Below are 16,144 nucleotides of genomic sequence, written 5' to 3'. Positions count from 1 at the left end.
AGATGCCTATTCCAGCTCGGTGCGCGCAGCCTCCAGTGCCTGGGTAAGATCAGCGATCAGATCGTCCACATGCTCGATGCCGACCGAGAAACGCAGCAGCCGGTCATCTACGCCAACCGCATCCCGGATTTCCGCCGGAATATCGGCGTGAGTCTGTACAGCCGGATAGGTCATAAGCGATTCCACACCGCCAAGACTCTCAGCAAAAGCAATCAGGCGGATATGGCGGAGCAGCGGCTCCACGTATCTGGCATCCTTCACCTTGAAGGAGAAAATCCCGGTGTTGCCGGAGGACTGGCGCTTCTGGATTTCGTATCCCGGATGATCCGGCAGACCCGGATGGAAGACTTCGGCAATGGCCGGATGCTCCAGCAGATAACGGGCGAGAGCCAGCGCATTACTCTCATGCCGCTCCATGCGCAGGGCAAGTGTCTTCATCCCCTTCATCAGCTGGTAGCTGTCGTTTGGTGCAAGGACAGCGCCCAGTGAATTATGCAGAATCGCCATTTCTGCGGACAATTCAGCACCTTTGGTCACAATAAGTCCGGCAAGGACATCGTTATGTCCGCCCAGATATTTGGTCGCGCTGTGAACGATGATATCTGCTCCAAGCTCAATAGGGCGCTGGAAGAACGGGGTAAGCAGCGTATTGTCGACAATCGTAAGCAGCCCGTGGTGGCGGGCCCATGTACATACCGCTTCGATATCCGTAATCATCATCAGCGGATTGGTTGGTGTCTCAATGAATACACCCTTGGTGCCCGGCTGGCGCGCAGCTTCCAGAGCATCCAGATCATTCGTATCAACATAGGAGGCGCTGATGCCGTATTTGGACAGAATCCGTTCCAGCAGACGGTACGTTCCGCCATACAGGTCGAGCGAGACAACGAGATGATCACCTTGTCCAAACAAAGCAAACACAGTAGTCAGTGCAGCCATACCTGAGGCGCAGGCGAAGCCGGCATCGCCGGATTCCAGCGCCGCTGCCGCATCTTCGAGCACAGAGCGGGTAGGATTTTTGGTGCGGATGTAATCAAAGCCCGTGCTCTGTCCGAGTCTCGGGTGACGGAATGCCGTCGCGTTGTACACCGGATAATTAATCGCCCCTGTCGCGGGGTCCTCCATCGAACCAATCTGTGCCAGTCTGCTCTCAATTTTCAGTTTCTCGTCCATTTCCATTGCCTCCTAAAAGTTTTGTGCGTGTAACCATTGCTTCTATATATAAATAATTTTTTTAAATAAACGCTCCGATATCGTAGGGTGTCTCCTGGTATACATAGTAATTGAGCCAATTAGCGAATAATAAGTTGGCATGGGCGCGCCAAACGGCCGGCGGTGTACGGGTGGGATCATCTTTTGGATAATAGTGCTTCGGAATCTCAATATCCATGCCCTTGGCGATATCGCGGTCATACTCCCATTTCAGGGAGAACGGATCATATTCTGAATGTCCGGTTACAAAAATCTGCTTGCCGTCATGCGCAGAAACCAGGTACACACCGGCTTCCTCTGATTCCGCCAGAATCTGCAGATCCGGATTATTCTCTATATCTTCACGGGAGACATCGGTGTGACGGGAATGCGGCACATGGAATACTTCGTCGAAGCCCCGCAGCAGTTTCACATTATTATGGCTCAGCGTATGCGGAAACACTCCAAAGCATTTATCCGGCAGACTTACCTTACGCACGCCGAAGTGGTGGTATAGTCCTGCCTGCGCGGCCCAACAGATATGCATGGTCGAGGTTACGTTCTGCTTGCTCCACTCAAAAATCACTTTCAGCTCTTCCCAGTAGTTGACATCCTCGAACTCCATTTGTTCCACCGGAGCCCCGGTGATGATCAAGCCGTCAAAGCGGCGGTCACTGATTTCATCAAAGGTTTTGTAAAAGCTCTTTAAGTGCTCTGCCGAAGTATTCTTCGAGGTATGGGAGCTGGGATGCAGCAGAACAACGTCCACCTGAAGCGGTGAGTTCCCGATAAGGCGCAGCAGCTGCGTTTCCGTGGTTTCTTTGGTCGGCATCAGATTCAGGATGGCGATCCGCAAAGGACGGATATCCTGATGAAAGGCATGGCTTTCATCCATTACAAAAATATTCTCACCGGATAATACTTCTTTGGCCGGAAGACTGTCGGGAATTTTAATAGGCATTGCTGTTTCCACTCCTTAACTGAAATTAGGTTCCGCTTGGCGGTTAAATCTGATGTAAAACAACGAAAAAAGACCTTTCTCGGGCGAGAAAGGTCATATATCTGCAGTCATATGCGCCTCTCTCATCTGCCAGAGAACTTCCGCCGGACGAATAACGTCCTGCAAAGCTTCCGCAAGAATTAGCACCGTGCGTTCACACGCCGGTTGCCGGGTTTCATCGGGCTAGTCCCTCCACCTGCTCTTGATAAGATTTAGCTGTATTCAGTTGGGTTATTCCAAAGCATCCGCGGATACTTTTCTTAAAATTCACTTTAAATCATGAACCTCCTTTTCGTCAAGTCCATACAATGCTTAAGGGGCCTGGAGAATGAAAAGAATTTCTCTTGAAAGAGCCATACCCCGGCGTTATACTAGACAAGTGTTTCAACCATAAACGGCGAAAAGAAGAGGTGAGAGAAGAATGGAAGGCGACCCGGGCTCGCGAATAAGCGTGCAGAAAGAACAACCACACAGGATTAACATCAGCTTGCCGGCGGCGGGGGCAGTTCTTCTTCATGCTCTCGGACCGTCTTTTGGCCTTCATCCATGATTGTACCACCGGCCAAGCTGATTTTTTCTCTGTGCTTTAATTAGCATATCCCTGGAGAAGACCAGGGACAGAAGGAGTGAATCAGATGAAAATCCGGCTGGTGAACGCAGGGGTTTTTACGACTATTGACAATATTGAGGATACACTTACCGCACCCGCTGAGGGTTTCTACTGGATTGATGCGGATGTTGAGGATCTTGTTGAGCTTCAGCCTTTGTACAATCTGCATGATCTGGCTGTCGAGGACTGTCTCAGTGAAGAGGATCAGCGCCCGAAGCTGGAGATCTATGAGAGCCATTATTTTATCGTAGTCAACAGCATCCGGTTTGATGACGAGGAAATCTTCCTCCGCGCGCTCAACGTATTCCTGGGCAGACATTTCATCATCACCGTTACGAAGCAGAAGATCCATGAGCTGCGCGTCCTGAAGCCCATTCTGTGGGAGCAGGAGGTCAGTGAGCCGGACCGCTTCCTGTACCTGTTAATCGACCTTGTGGTCGACAACTTCTTCTCGGTCGGTGACCGGATTGAAGCGCGGATTGAGAAGCTGGAGGAGGATATCCTCATGCACACCAAGAAATCGCATCTCAGCGAGATTATCGGTCTGCGCAGTGAAATTCTCTGGCTGAAGAAGATGCTGGGCCCGCAGAAGGAAGTTATCAACACGCTCAACAAAAAAGACCTCCGCCTGATCGACGATCAGCTGCAGAAGTATTTCAGCGATATTTATGAAAATGCGGTCAAGATCTCTGAAACCTTTGAAACGTACCGCGATCTCATGGGCAACTTACGTGAAGCTTATCAGTCCAGTATTGCTAACCGCGCCAATGAAATCATGAGAGTATTTACGGCAATTACTACGATATTCATGCCGCTGACCGTTATTACCGGTATCTACGGTATGAACTTTGACAATATTCCCGAGACCCATTCCCAGTACGGCTATTATGGAGTCATCGCCGTCATGGTGACGCTCGGCTGCGGAATGCTGGTGATCTTCCGCAAGAAGGATTGGCTATGAAACTAAACGGACGAATACGCAGGACGAAGGCACCGGATACCTCAGGGTATAGGGAAGCCTTCGTCTTTTTGGTATATGGCGGCCACAAAACTACATGTGTCCGGCTGCGCCGGTATCCATGCCGGCAAACAACCGCTCCGTATCCTCGCGCTTGCAGAGCTGACGCTCCGGATTCATGACCGCCGCAGCTCCGGAGGCGATGCCGAACTGAACGGCTCTGCGCAGCGGCCAGCCCCGTTCCAGACTGTACACGAGCCCCGCAACCAGACTGTCGCCAGCACCTACTACACTGAGTACAGGAACTTCAGGTGCGTGCAGATGCTCGCTGCCCTCTCTGGTAATCAGCAGCGCCCCGTCCCCGCCCAGTGAGACTACCACTACTTCCGTCCGGCCTTCTTCAATCAGCTGAAGTGCGGCTGCCTTCACTTCCTCATCACCGGTTATTGCATGCCCTACCAATTCTTCCAGCTCACGCGCGTTCGGCTTCAGCAGATATACACCGGCATCAGCCGCAAGCTGCAGCGCTTCGCCGGAAGTATCGATAATAACCCTGGCCTTCCAGGGCTTCGCAGCTTCAATGACACGCGCATAGAAATCAGCGGGACAGCCCGGGGGCAGACTGCCGCTGGCTACAAGATAAGCAGGTTTATCCTGCAGCGCCGTTAATTGCTCAAGACACTCCTTCCAGTCGCCTTCGATGAACCGCGGGCCCGGCATGTCGAACCGGAACTGCTGCCCGGTGGATTCCTCCACGACAATCAGATTCTCCCGGGTCTGCCCGCTGATCGGAATCTCCTGATGCCTTACGCCCTCCTGTTCCAGCATATGGTGCAGCAGCTGACCATGAAGTCCGCCTGAGGCATAGAGTGCAAGGGAATCCCCGCCCAGTCTGTGAATCGCCCGTGACACATTCACACCGCCGCCTCCCGGTTTGTACGAGGCTTCACGGCAGCGCAGCTTATGATCGGGAACAACTTTACTTATACCCGTACTGGCATCGACGCTAGGATTAACCGTCAACGTTACTATCATATGTCCCACTCCTTTTTAACTGCATACAGGTATAGTACCGCTAATCGCCCCTTTCTCCTAATAACCTGGACAACACTGCCGGCCGCAGATAAAACCCTGCAGCGCGCTTCCTCTCTCGCGAAAGGAAAAGCAAGCTGTGCAGGGTTAATCCGGGGAAGAAGGCTGCTTCTTACAGATTCGTAGCCAGTCCTAACGAGGCCGGCTGCTCCCGGCGGAAGCGGATACGGATCAGCCGCAGGCGCTCATAGTACATATCGAGGCCTTCTGCGGGGGAGAAATCCTCGCCATAGGCCTTATAGAGAACGGGCTTCAGGAAGGTATCACCGATCAGCTCATAGGCTGTCCATATATTGTTCTGTTCCTGGGAAGTAACTTCACTGAGTTCAAGAGCAATGAGCTTCTCGACGGAATAACCGTCCTTCTCCAGTTCCTCTACAGCTTCAAGAACTTCACGGCGGGAGACCCCGCTGAGCGCCTTGAGCTGCTCCATTCCCTGCCCTTCTTCAATCCCCTGAAGCAGCACACGCCGCAGTCTCAGCCGCTCCAGCTGCTTCTTGTATTTCAGCTCCTTCTGTTTGTACAGCCAGGAAACAAAGCTCTCTTCGTCGATCGAATCACTTACCCAGCCCAGCGGATATTGATGCTCATGCTGCACACCGGAGGTAATACTGAGCCAGTCGGCGCCATATTGCGAGGCTTTACCTTCACCTACGCCGGGAATCTGCAGCAGCTCTTCCGCCGTATGGGGCAGAAATGCACTGATCATCCGCAGCAGACGGTTGCTGGCCAAGATGTAAGGTGCCTTGCGTTCGCTTGAGGCCTTCCCCCTGCGCCAGGAGCAAAGCTCCTCATAGACCGTTTCATTGGCGTACTGCTCACTGTAATACTGCAGCTTAAGCTGCTCCTGGCCGCGGCTGTTAAGATGCTCATCTTCATGAAATACACCGTCAATCAGGGGGCGGTAACCGTCTCCCATCTTCATTGCAAGCTCATGCCGGTACACACACAGCATCTCATTCCATGAACCGCCTTCATACCATAAGCTGTCACCCATTTCCTGTTCTCCTGAGAAGTCGCGCCAGCCCAGGCGCCATAGTCCCTCCTCCTCTCCAATCCACAACTGGGCAAATACCTCCTGGTCTACTCCTGACATTCTGGACAAACGGTTCATAAATACGATCTGCATATGAATCCCTACCTTCATCGTCTTACAGTATGCATGAGCTTTGTGCGGACCGGATTACCTGCCCCCGCCGATACCGTTTCAGCGGGAAAGATAAGGAACATTTATTGCGCGGAGCCTATAAATTCTTATCTTTGCACAAAAAAAAGCACCTCTCCCACGAAAATCCGTGAAAGAGGTGCTTCCTCTTAAATGCTATACTGTTAAAACCTAGGATACCACATATTGCGAAACAGTCAATGCCTTTTTGTAGGATATTCTACTGTCCGTCAAGCGCCAGCTTCGCAAGGCCAAGCGCACCGGAGAGTCCCGCATTATCCCCGAGCTGAGGAGGGACGATATAACCGCCGATCGCTTCATTGAGCGCCGGATGCTGCACATATCCGCCAAGCAATTCCTGCAGCTTGGTATGAATCAGCGGGAAGAGCTGGCTCTGCTTCATCACGCCGCCGCCCATCACGATTCTCTGCGGCGATAGGATCAGCACATAGTTCATCAGGGCGTGGGCCAGATAGTGGGCCTCCATCGCCCAGGCCGGATGATCCGATGGCAGCTCGCCCGCAGGCTTGCCCCAGCGCTTGCCGATAGCCGGACCTGCCGCCAGACCTTCCAGGCAATCGCCATGATAAGGGCAGAAGCCTTCATAGTGATCCTCCGGATGGCGGCGCACCAGAATATGTCCCATCTCAGGGTGGGACAGCCCATGGATCAGCTTCCCGCCGACTACTGCACCGGCGCCGATGCCGGTGCCTACGGTGATATAGAGGCAGCTATCCAGCCCTTGCGCGGCACCCCAAGTGTACTCGCCCAGGGCGGCTCCGTTCACATCTGTATCGAAACCGACCAGAACATCAAGCTGCTCCGTCACGGCTCCAACGAGATTATATCCGCCCCAGTGGGGTTTCGGTGTGGTTGTAATATATCCGTAAGTAGGGCTGCCGATCACCGGGTCAATCGGTCCGAATGAACCGATGCCAATGGACTCCACATCTTTACCGGAGAAGTAATCTAATACCAGCCCCATCGTTTCTTGAGGGGTTGTGGTCGGAAAGCTCACCCGGTCGATAATCGTCCCGACCTCATTCCCGATTCCGCATACAAACTTTGTTCCTCCTGCTTCAATCGCTCCCAACAATTTCACTGCAGCGTGCTCCCTTCTCCATTACCATCATTAAGTGATTGCTTCCAGACTTTGAAATTCAGCAGCATATAATCCAATCTATCCCCTGATAAAAAATAAGCCGGTAACCTGCCAGCAGGGTAATAAAGCGCTCTCTTGATCCTATTATACGAGGCTTACAGATGTATGACAAGCGGTTGACATAGATGGTACGGCTAAAAAATATTCTGGAATTCCACTCTCCAGCGGGGAGTGAAAAACCAGTCAATGGCGGTTCGGGCAAGGTGTTAGTATTACGAGCTGGCTGATGCAGGAATTACCCGAACGATTATGATCAGCAGGCAAACAGCCTGAATATACAAGATAAGGGCTTTAGAAGGCTGTCTTACTGATGGCCGAAATCCCTGCAAACCATAAATTTAGGCCATCCAATTTGTTCATCCGAAAAGTAAGAGACTTAAGCTCTCATGGTATAGACCACTTGTATGGACCACCTGTATAGACTATATATTAGGCAATCCGGCTAAGGGTTAAGCTATGAGCCTAGAGTCTCACCCGGCAGCGAAGTGATTGTTAGGCTCCCTCAGTATGGACAGGCTCAAAAGTTGTAAGTATTACAACTTGGGTTCACTGATATTAGTGTGTTCATGAAGATTGTTGCAGAAAATACAAGAATTCAATCCGCTAACCGACCTGATGGAGTAGAAATCCTGCCTTTCATACAACAATGTCCGATTATCATCGATAGCTTGAGGGGAATGTTGTATTTCGTGCAGGATTTCAAGCAGGATTAGGTGCAGGATTTATACGGAGTCCAGTTTCTGCCTTCTCCTCCGGTCTGGAATAATCAGAGCCGCTGCTTCGCTTGCTTCTTCTGTTCCCGATAAGTACGGCAGGCTTCCACCACCCGCCCGGCGGCCGGGAAATGGGACGCCAAATGAATATGCGCATAAGCAGCCATAATGTTGCCGCTGATGTAGCCCTCCGGCTGACTGCCTCCTCTGCCTTTGCTATCATAGGCATAAGTCCGAGCTTCACCAGGAGAGTAGCTCATGCTGGAATAATGGAATTCATGGCCGCGCAGTCGCCCGCCCTGCTTCAGCAGCAGGCAATCGTGAAGGGCTGTCACCTCACGGTACCCGAGAGCAGCGCGGCGTTCCTGCATTACGGTGTGCGCCGGAATGATCCCGGCCATCTCATGTACAGCGCCGGAGCGGTCAGTCAGGCTGCGGGCCAGCACCATGTAGCCGCCGCATTCCGCATACAGCGGCATTCCGTCTGCAGCTGCAGCTCTTACGCCGTCCAGGAAGAGCGAATTCGCTGCAATTACAGCAGCGAATTCTTCCGGAAACCCGCCGCCGATATAGATTCCGTCGGCCTCCGGCGGGATTCCCTCTCCGCTCAGCGGGCTGAACAGAACCAGCCGCGCACCTGCGCGCTCGAGCAGCTCCAGATTGTCGGCATAATAGAAATTGAATGCCGCATCCCGGGCTATGGCAATAACCGGCTGGACAGGACGGTGTGCCGGCCTGTTCGTATCCGCCGGCATTATCCGTACTGCCGGTGAAGACAAGGTTGGCCCTGCTGACACAGGCCGCTCCTGTGATGCAGGCTCCATTGCCGGCGGGCTGCCCAAACCCGGAGTCTCAGTCGCCGTAAACCCCGGCATTCCTGGCTCCAGTATACCCGGGCAGCCCTGCGAGGGCCCTTGCGCCTGCAGCACCGCATCCGGTTCCGGCGGATACTGCAATGCAGGCGCAGCAGCGGCAAGCTCCAGCAGCCGCTCCAGATCGGTGCCTTCCGCCAGCAGGTCGGCGGCATGCTCGAACAAAGGCTCCAGCTCTCCGCGCTCCACAGCGGGAAGCAGGCCCAGATGCCGCTCCGGGATATCGAGACCACCGTCGCGCGGCAACCAGCCGATGACCGGAATGCCGCAGGCCGCTTCAATCGCTGCCCGGACCATCCGGTAGTGGCCATCACTGCCGCAGCGGTTCACTATGACCGCAGCAATCCGCACCTGTGGCTCCAGCTGCTGAAAGCCCAGGACAATGGCCGCAGCACTGCGTCCCATACTGCGGACATCGACTACAAGCAGCACCGGACTGTCTGTCAGGATGGCGATTTCTGCCGTTGATCCGGTGAGTGCAGTGTCCTCTTTGCCGTCAAAGAGCCCCATCACACCCTCGATGACTGACAGATCCACATCCTCCGATACGCGCAGGAAATATTCCTGCAGATAGCTGCTTGAAGTCATCCAGGAGTCCAGGTTGCGGGAAGAACGGCCAGTGACTGCAGTATGATACGCAGGATCGATATAGTCAGGCCCGCATTTGAAGCCCTGAACCTTCAGGCCGCGCCGGGCAAACGCCCGCATCAGTCCCAGCGTGACCGTTGTTTTGCCGGAGCCGCTGCCCGTGCCTGCTACTACAAAGCGCGGGCGTGTCTGCAAGAACGGCTCCCGGTCCTTCATTTCATTCCATTTCTCTCTCACCGCTTCTCCCCCGCTCTAACCGGCATAGACAACCCGCGCTACGGCGATTGTCACATTTCCGCTTTTATGTTTGCGCTGCAGGAGCGCCTGCGCACCTGAAGATAACAATGCGGCAGGCTCACAGACTCCGTACGCTCCGGTCGCTCTGAACACTACCTCCGAAGGATTGTCCAGAGTGACGGTGTTCAGCTGGTCCGGTGAATACAACGCCAGCTCCCAGCCGTATTTGGCACACAGAGCCAGCAGTCCAGCCTCATCTCCCTTTATTCCGGCTGTCGCCACATTCCGCACACTGTAGAGCGATAGCCTGAGCTCTGCCAGCGAATGCAGCACTACAGCTTCAAGCTCCTCCGCAGAGGTTCCGCGGTTACAGCCCAAACCGAGCACCAGACTGCGCGGACGATAGACTACAGCGCATTCAGCAAGCACGGCCTCCTCCGGCAAATTTTGATCCGGCAGCCGGTCACTCACCACGATCGCTGCGCTGAAGCGGAAGCCGCTGCCTCGCAGCTCATCCCTGCTGGCAAATACGCGTACATGCTCCGGCAGCACTGCCCCCGGCGGCAGCCAGCCCGGCTCTCCGCTCTCCTGGACAAAAGCTACCGCTTCCCCGTTGACAAGCGCAGCACTGACACTTTTCATACCGGTAAAGCTGTCTGCGCGCCAGCCGTATTCCCGGCCAAGCAGATCCACAGCGAAGGTGCCCTGCACATCGGAAGCCGTTGTAATTACCGGATGACTGCCGAGCAGCCCGGCGATCTGCAGCGTCAGTCTGTTGGCCCCCCCGAGGTGGCCGGACAGCATGCTGATAACATGCTCCCCGCGCTCATCAATGACGATGACGGCAGGATCGGTTCTTTTGTCCTGCAGCAGCGGAGCAATCAGCCGGACCGCGGCGCCCAGTGAGAAGAACAGAATGACGCCTTCGTAATCCCGGAAGAGCCGGGGGAGCAAATCTTTTACCGGCCCCTCAAAAAGCGAAATCTCCCCGGCCCGCATCTCCACCCCGCCGCTATACTTGGCATAACAAAAGACTTCCGTCTCCCCGAGCCCCGCTCCCAGCTTCAGCGCCAGCCCGATGCCGTTTCGCGTGATCGCGACCGCTGCATACCGCCGCTTACTCACCAGAGCCAATTCCTTCCCGGCAGCCATGGGTAAATGCCTTGTCATAGAGCTTGGAGCGGTGCTGATCGCGGTCCGTCAGCCCGGGGTCCAGCGCCCAGCCGGCCAGGATCATGGCATGCATGGTGATACCCGCCTCCCGCAGATCCGGCTCCAAATTCTGCACCGTTGTCCGCAGAATCTGCTGATCCGGCCAAGTCGCCCGCTTCACTACAGCTACCGGTGTATCCGGGCTCCAGCCGGCAGCCAGGAATTCCCCGGCCGCATGCCCTGCCAGGGAGGCACTAAGAAACAGCGCCACTGTACAGTGATGCTCGGCCAGCTTGCGCAGCTGCTCGCGCTCCGGCACCGGTGTGCGTCCTTCCGCACGGGTCAGAATTACCGTCTGTGTCAGATCAGGCACGGTCAGCTCTGCACCAAGCGCCGCAGCGGATGCAAAGACCGAGCTTACACCCGGCACGATTTCATAGCAGACGCCGCATAGCTTCAGCAGCGACATCTGCTCCAGAATCGCGCCGTACATGGACGGGTCGCCCGTGTGGACGCGGGCTACGCTTTTACCAGATTGTACTGCTGCCGCCATCAGCTCTACCTGCTGCTCCAGATCCAGCCTCGAGCTTCGCAGTACCTCTGCACCGGGCTTCGCACTGTGGATCAGCTCCTCACTGACCAGAGAGTCGGCATAGAGCACCACGTCCGCTGAGCGCAGGATCCGGCTGCCTTTTACTGTAATCAGCTCCGGATCGCCGGGTCCGGCACCCACAATGTATACTTTAGGTTCGAGCACGATATCTGTCATTTGCTCACCACCATCAGACTTAAGTACTCCAGCTCCTTGCCCCGCAGATCCCGCGCATCGCGCCATACCGTTTCGTAAGGCGAGGTTACCTTGGTAACGACGGATGCTTTGCCGGACAGCCCCAGTTCATCCAGCACATCCAGCACCAGATCCAGCACCTTGGCCACCTTGAGGAATACCACCGTCTCGTGATGCAGCAGCGCTTCCTTCAGTGCCTCACGGTCATCTGTCGCCGGGATGATTCCCACCCGCTGATCTCCGTCCGCCAAGGGCTGCTCCAGGGCAGCAGCCGCGCCTAGCACCGAGGAAATCCCCGGAATGGAGACGATCGGTACACCGGGATGCAGCTCCTGCATTAACCGGGCCAGGTGAATAAAGGTGCTGAACAGATTAGGGTCACCCTCCGTCACAAAAGCCACATCCCGGCCCTGCTTCAGCTCACTCCAGCACAGCTCCACAGTGCGGTTCCAGCCGCCGGCCAGCAGCACCGGATCCTTCGTCATCGGGAAGATCAGTCCGAGCATGATTTTCTCATCCGGCTTCACATGCATCTCGATGATTTCGTGGGCGTAGGATTTGCCGCCTTTTTTGGTTGCCGGGTAGGCAATCACCGGACATTCCCGCAGCAGCCGGCAGGCCTTGAGCGTAATCAGCTCCGGATCACCGGGGCCGACACCGACACCGTACAACGTCCCGATCGCCCGGGGAGTCAGCCTTTCCTCCAGCTTCAGCTCTTCCTCATCCATAGCATCATAGAGCGCACTTGCGGCCTGCATCGCCGCTTCTGCCAGCTGCGTTTCAGCAGCAATTCCTTCTCCCTCAGATGCTTCCTGCCCGTCCACAGCCTGCACTGCCTGCTGACTCGCCGCCGTTACATGGGTATTCATCGCATGTTCCTCCTTTGTTTCTGATGCTTCTTGCTTCCTTATATCTGAATATCTGATCTGGTCTGCCTCAGCTCTTCCGTCCACTTACCACATAGACCGGATTCATGCCTTCGAACCGGGTCATGCCGAGAATCGGCTTGCCGCGTGATGCCTGAAGCATCGTTACCCTGCAATCCAGGCCTGCCTGCTTCAACGCTTCCATGCTTCCATATAACGTCTCAATGGTGATCGCTCCAACAACAATCCGCCCTTCCGGCCGGAGTCTCGCGGCGCAGAGCGCGATAATATCCGCCAGCTCCCCGCCGCTGCCGCCGATGAACACTCCATCCGGATCCGGGAGACTCTCCAGCCCCTGCGGCGCTTTTTGATGTATGATCTGGAAATCGGCGCGGAACTTCCGGCGGTTCGCTTCCATGTTCGGCAGATTCTCCGCTCCCTTTTCCAGGGCATAGACCTTGCCGAGCCTGGCGATCCGCGCACATTCCGCCGCAACCGCACCGGAGCCGGAGCCGATATCCCACACCACCGCATCCTCGGACAGATTCAGCTCGGACAGGACCAGAGCCCGGACCTCACGTTTCGTAATGAGGCCTTTCTCCGGCTTCCGCTGCTGGAACTCCTCGTCCGGATAAGCGAAGCCGCGCCGCAATGATGAGCCGGTTCCCGGCCTTCTGCGCAGGATAACTACATTCAGCGCCGCAAATTCACTAGTCTCCATCTCATCCAGCGTCCAGAAGCGGCAGATTTCTTCCACTCCCCCCAACCGTTCGCACACAAACGCTTCATATTCTATCATCCCGAACTCACGCAAATAAGCGGCAATCACCGCAGGCGTATTACTCTCGTCCGTTAGCAGAGCCACCTTGTGCTTGCCGTCTATGCGCTGGGCCAGTCCCTGGATGGGGCGCCCGTGCAGACTGATCAGCTCGGCATCCTGCCAGCTGTCCCCCAGCCGGGCAAATGCGAGCTGCACACTGCTATAGTGCGGAATAACCTCAACATGCTCCGGCCCGAACTTGCGGACAAGATACCCCGCGATGCCAAAAAAGAGCGGGTCCCCCGAGGCTAGAACCACGGTCCGCCGCTCCCTCCACAACCCCTCCAGCTTATCTGTAAAGGGCTTCAGCCCGCCTTGCAGAACGATTTTCTCACCGGTATATCCGCCAAAAAAATTCAATTGCCGTTCTCCGCCGAGCAGTATCTCACTGTTATTCACTTTACTTAAGCTATCCGGTGTCAGACCGCCGGCGCCATCCTCACCGATACCGATAACATAGATCAGGTTACCCACGGATCTCCGCCCTTCCCAGCACTCGGCCCTTCATCGTCATCAATACCATTTCCACAACCATGCCCCCGTTCATATGCTTCAGACTTTGTTCACAGGCATGCCGGCACAGGCTCTCAAAAAAAGCGGAATTCCCCGCCTCGGTCATCATATCCACCACCTGCGAGGCTGTATTGGCGGCAGCAATCTCCCTCACCTGCTTGTCATCTGCCCCGGCCTCCGCCGCCACGGCTGCCAGAAATCCGAAGTCAACAGGTGCATTCTTCGAGTGGATCAGCATAGCGCCTTGAGCGACTTTGGAGAACTTACCGGCCATGCCCACAAAGGTAACCTTCCGGATTCCGTAGGCCTTGGCATGCTCCAGTGAGAAGCCTACATATTCCCCCATCTGGATAAAAGCTTCCTCCGGAAGCCCGCCGAACATCGCCATCGCATATTTCTCACTGCTGCCGCCGGTGGTCAGAATAATCTGCCCGTTCCCCGTCGCGGCCGCAACCGAGATCGCCTGAACCACACTCGCCTTGTAGGCTTCAGTGGAGAACGGGGTAACCACGCCCCGCGTGCCGAGGATAGAAATGCCGCCGATGATGCCGAGCCGCGGATTCAGCGTTCTTAAGGCAATCGCTTCGCCTTCCGGCACGCTGATGACCACCCGCAGCCCCCGCGCCGCGCCATGCTCCTCCAGCACACCGGACACCGCCTCCAGTATCATCCGCCGCGGCACCGGATTAATCGCCGCTGCTCCGACGGGCACCGGCAGCCCTGGCTTCGTCACCCGGCCGACGCCACGGCCGCCGTCGATCTCCACACCGGGGTGATCCAGCCAGCTCACCGCTGCTTCAATCCAGGCCTGATGCGTGGCATCCGGATCATCTCCGGCATCCTTGACCGTGGCACAGATTGCCGAGTCCGCTCCTTCGCGCTGCCAGCCTGTAAGTTCAAAGGAGTGCCGGAAGCCCGCCGGGAGATCAATATCCACAGCGGCAAGCCTGTCGCCTGTAATCAGCAGCAATGCCGCACCTTTGGCAGCGGCGGCGGCACAAGCACCTGTGGTGTAGCCCCTGCGCAGCGGGGCGGCAGGAGTTGAGGAGGCAGGAGCAGCGGTAGGTGACGCTGACAGACCGCCTGGGTTGGCTGCGGATTCAACAACATGCTCAGATTCTCGTTTTGCTGCATATTTTGCATACTCTGCATCATGCTCATGCTCGCGATTCGCTGCGTACTCTGCATTCTTCTCAGACAACCGCTTTGCAGTGTACTCTGCCGCGGACTCATTATCATGCTTCACCTCCGTTTCCTCCTATTCTGATCTGCCCGGTTGTCTGGTGTTTCCTCGCTCATGGCAATCCCTCTTTGTGATGATATGCAACCTATATGGAGCATCGTAGATATATTTAGACACGCTAACAATTAAATAAGTGAGTTCAATCAACAATGCAGTCATTGATGTATTCAGTTCCAAGTGAAAATTTCATAATAGTTGTATACTGTGCAATTAAAATCAGCGAAAAGGTAGGCTAGCATCTTATAACTGTACTCTGTACAACTAAATCTGCCCAAATGGGTGAGAACAAGCAAAAAACAGTAGTTTAGTTGTACAAAATACAGCTAAACGGATAATTGGTTGTAAATCAGACGTTTTAGTTGTACAAAGTGCAGTTAAGTAAACATACCTCATAAGCCTGGCATATAGATTAGAACTTGTTCATATCCTGTTCAAAACCCGCTCTGACCCAACCCTTATAGAGTTTTGCCCAGCGCTAACAAAGTTCCCGCTTATACCTGACGCAGACCTAATTCAATTCGCCCGCAGCCCGGCGGTCCGCCAGCAGACTCAGTGCATTGACCGCAGCGACCACGATCGTGCTTCCGCCTTTGCGGCCGATATTCGTGATGTAAGGAATATCGAGCTTGCGCAGCTCATCCTTGGATTCCGCTGCAGAGACGAACCCGACCGGCATACCTATGACAAGACCCGGCTGCGCTGCGCCTTCTTTTACCAGACGAATCAGTTCCAGCAGGGCAGTCGGCGCGTTGCCGATCACATAGATCCCTCCCGGAGCCTGTGCACAAGCTTTGCGCGTAGCCATAATGGCCCGTGTAGTCCCGAGCGCCTTCGCTTCTTCCATCACATCCGAATCGGAAATATGAACCCTGACTTCCCCGCCGTACCGCTGAATCCGCTCCTTGGCAATGCCCGCCTCCACCATCCGCACATCGGCAATTATCGGCTTGCCCTGCAGAATGGCGCTGATGCCGGCCTCAATCGCCCGCGGGTGAAAAACAAGACTGCGCCCCAGCTCGAAATCGGCAGAAGCATGAATGATCCGCTGCACTATTTTGTACTCCAGCTCGCTAAAGGAATGTTCACCCATCTCTTCTGTAATCATCTGAAAACTCAGACCCTCTATTTCCTGCGGCTGTACCGTCACCGGCTTGAAATCCGTACCAAAATCCACA

The 16,144-nt window shown here is 55.2% G+C and carries 13 protein-coding genes and 1 riboswitch; of the genes, 1 reads left to right on the top strand and 12 read right to left on the bottom strand.

From position 1 onward, the window contains the following. Positions 1-6 precede the first annotated feature (6 nt). Both GC101_RS21600 and metA read right to left on the bottom strand, forming a co-directional pair. Positions 7-1,173: an aminotransferase class I/II-fold pyridoxal phosphate-dependent enzyme gene (locus tag GC101_RS21600; protein ID WP_171718920.1), complete on the bottom strand. Its 1,167-nt coding sequence runs from the start codon at positions 1,171-1,173 to the stop codon at positions 7-9. A gap of 61 nt (positions 1,174-1,234) precedes the next feature. Next, positions 1,235-2,152, bottom strand: a complete 918-nt coding sequence (metA, locus tag GC101_RS21595; protein ID WP_042135138.1) for a homoserine O-acetyltransferase MetA — start codon at positions 2,150-2,152, stop codon at positions 1,235-1,237. 119 nt (positions 2,153-2,271) lie between these two features. Then, positions 2,272-2,403, bottom strand: a riboswitch (SAM riboswitch). A 423-nt stretch (positions 2,404-2,826) separates the two neighbouring features. Here metA and corA point away from each other — a divergent pair. Beyond that, a complete protein-coding gene (corA, locus tag GC101_RS21590; protein WP_042211571.1) occupies positions 2,827-3,762 on the top strand; it encodes a magnesium/cobalt transporter CorA in 936 nt (311 codons plus the stop codon). 90 nt (positions 3,763-3,852) lie between these two features. Here the strand turns inward: corA and GC101_RS21585 are convergent, their stop codons facing one another. The 10 genes from GC101_RS21585 to GC101_RS21540 form a co-directional block, all read right to left on the bottom strand. Beyond that, positions 3,853-4,794 (bottom strand): 1-phosphofructokinase family hexose kinase, encoded by a 942-nt coding sequence (locus GC101_RS21585; RefSeq protein WP_171718919.1) that lies wholly within the window; start codon positions 4,792-4,794, stop codon positions 3,853-3,855. A 169-nt stretch (positions 4,795-4,963) separates the two neighbouring features. Beyond that, positions 4,964-5,980 carry an HRDC domain-containing protein gene (locus tag GC101_RS21580; RefSeq protein ID WP_171718918.1) on the bottom strand — a complete coding sequence of 339 codons (1,017 nt, stop codon included), beginning with the start codon at positions 5,978-5,980 and terminating at the stop codon, positions 4,964-4,966. 256 nt (positions 5,981-6,236) lie between these two features. Further along, positions 6,237-7,118, bottom strand: coding sequence for an ROK family protein (locus GC101_RS21575; protein ID WP_343049798.1), 882 nt, complete (start codon positions 7,116-7,118; stop codon positions 6,237-6,239). Positions 7,119-7,944: 826 nt separating this feature from the next. Then, positions 7,945-9,567: a cobyrinic acid a,c-diamide synthase CobB gene (locus tag GC101_RS21570; protein ID WP_171718990.1), complete on the bottom strand. Its 1,623-nt coding sequence runs from the start codon at positions 9,565-9,567 to the stop codon at positions 7,945-7,947. Between the two features lie 36 nt (positions 9,568-9,603). Further along, positions 9,604-10,740, bottom strand: coding sequence for a cobalt-precorrin 5A hydrolase (locus GC101_RS21565; RefSeq protein ID WP_171718917.1), 1,137 nt, complete (start codon positions 10,738-10,740; stop codon positions 9,604-9,606). Continuing rightward, positions 10,706-11,500, bottom strand: coding sequence for a precorrin-4 C(11)-methyltransferase (cobM, locus tag GC101_RS21560; RefSeq protein ID WP_171718989.1), 795 nt, complete (start codon positions 11,498-11,500; stop codon positions 10,706-10,708). Before cobM ends, GC101_RS21565 begins: the two co-directional genes overlap by 35 nt. A 5-nt stretch (positions 11,501-11,505) precedes the next feature. Next, positions 11,506-12,255 carry a precorrin-2 C(20)-methyltransferase gene (cobI, locus tag GC101_RS21555; protein ID WP_042140913.1) on the bottom strand — a complete coding sequence of 250 codons (750 nt, stop codon included), beginning with the start codon at positions 12,253-12,255 and terminating at the stop codon, positions 11,506-11,508. A gap of 208 nt (positions 12,256-12,463) precedes the next feature. Beyond that, positions 12,464-13,687 (bottom strand): precorrin-6y C5,15-methyltransferase (decarboxylating) subunit CbiE, encoded by a 1,224-nt coding sequence (gene cbiE / locus GC101_RS21550; RefSeq protein WP_171718916.1) that lies wholly within the window; start codon positions 13,685-13,687, stop codon positions 12,464-12,466. Then, a complete protein-coding gene (locus GC101_RS21545; RefSeq protein ID WP_171718988.1) occupies positions 13,680-14,804 on the bottom strand; it encodes a cobalt-precorrin-5B (C(1))-methyltransferase in 1,125 nt (374 codons plus the stop codon). Before GC101_RS21545 ends, cbiE begins: the two co-directional genes overlap by 8 nt. 673 nt (positions 14,805-15,477) lie before the next feature. Continuing rightward, the gene (locus GC101_RS21540) at positions 15,478-16,143 is read right to left on the bottom strand and encodes a precorrin-8X methylmutase (RefSeq protein WP_171718915.1); all 666 of its coding nucleotides are present in this window, start codon (positions 16,141-16,143) and stop codon (positions 15,478-15,480) included. Position 16,144 lies beyond the last annotated feature (1 nt).

Origin of the sequence: Paenibacillus phytohabitans (genome assembly GCF_013141775.1) — a bacterium.
Taxonomy (GTDB): domain Bacteria; phylum Bacillota; class Bacilli; order Paenibacillales; family Paenibacillaceae; genus Paenibacillus_AQ; species Paenibacillus_AQ phytohabitans.
This window is presented reverse-complemented; position numbering and strand designations above follow the sequence as displayed.

Bases quoted from the DNA above. Each gene is read 5' to 3' on its own strand.
- GC101_RS21580 (WP_171718918.1), bottom strand. From the start codon at position 5,980: ATGCAGATCGTATTTATGAACCGTTTGTCCAGAATGTCAGGAGTAGAC.
- GC101_RS21600 (WP_171718920.1), bottom strand. From the start codon at position 1,173: ATGGACGAGAAACTGAAAATTGAGAGCAGACTGGCACAGATTGGTTCG.
- GC101_RS21565 (WP_171718917.1), bottom strand. From the start codon at position 10,740: ATGGCTGCCGGGAAGGAATTGGCTCTGGTGAGTAAGCGGCGGTATGCA.
- GC101_RS21570 (WP_171718990.1), bottom strand. From the start codon at position 9,567: ATGAAGGACCGGGAGCCGTTCTTGCAGACACGCCCGCGCTTTGTAGTA.
- metA (WP_042135138.1), bottom strand. From the start codon at position 2,152: ATGCCTATTAAAATTCCCGACAGTCTTCCGGCCAAAGAAGTATTATCC.
- cobI (WP_042140913.1), bottom strand. From the start codon at position 12,255: ATGGATGAGGAAGAGCTGAAGCTGGAGGAAAGGCTGACTCCCCGGGCG.
- GC101_RS21585 (WP_171718919.1), bottom strand. From the start codon at position 4,794: ATGATAGTAACGTTGACGGTTAATCCTAGCGTCGATGCCAGTACGGGT.
- corA (WP_042211571.1), top strand. From the start codon at position 2,827: ATGAAAATCCGGCTGGTGAACGCAGGGGTTTTTACGACTATTGACAAT.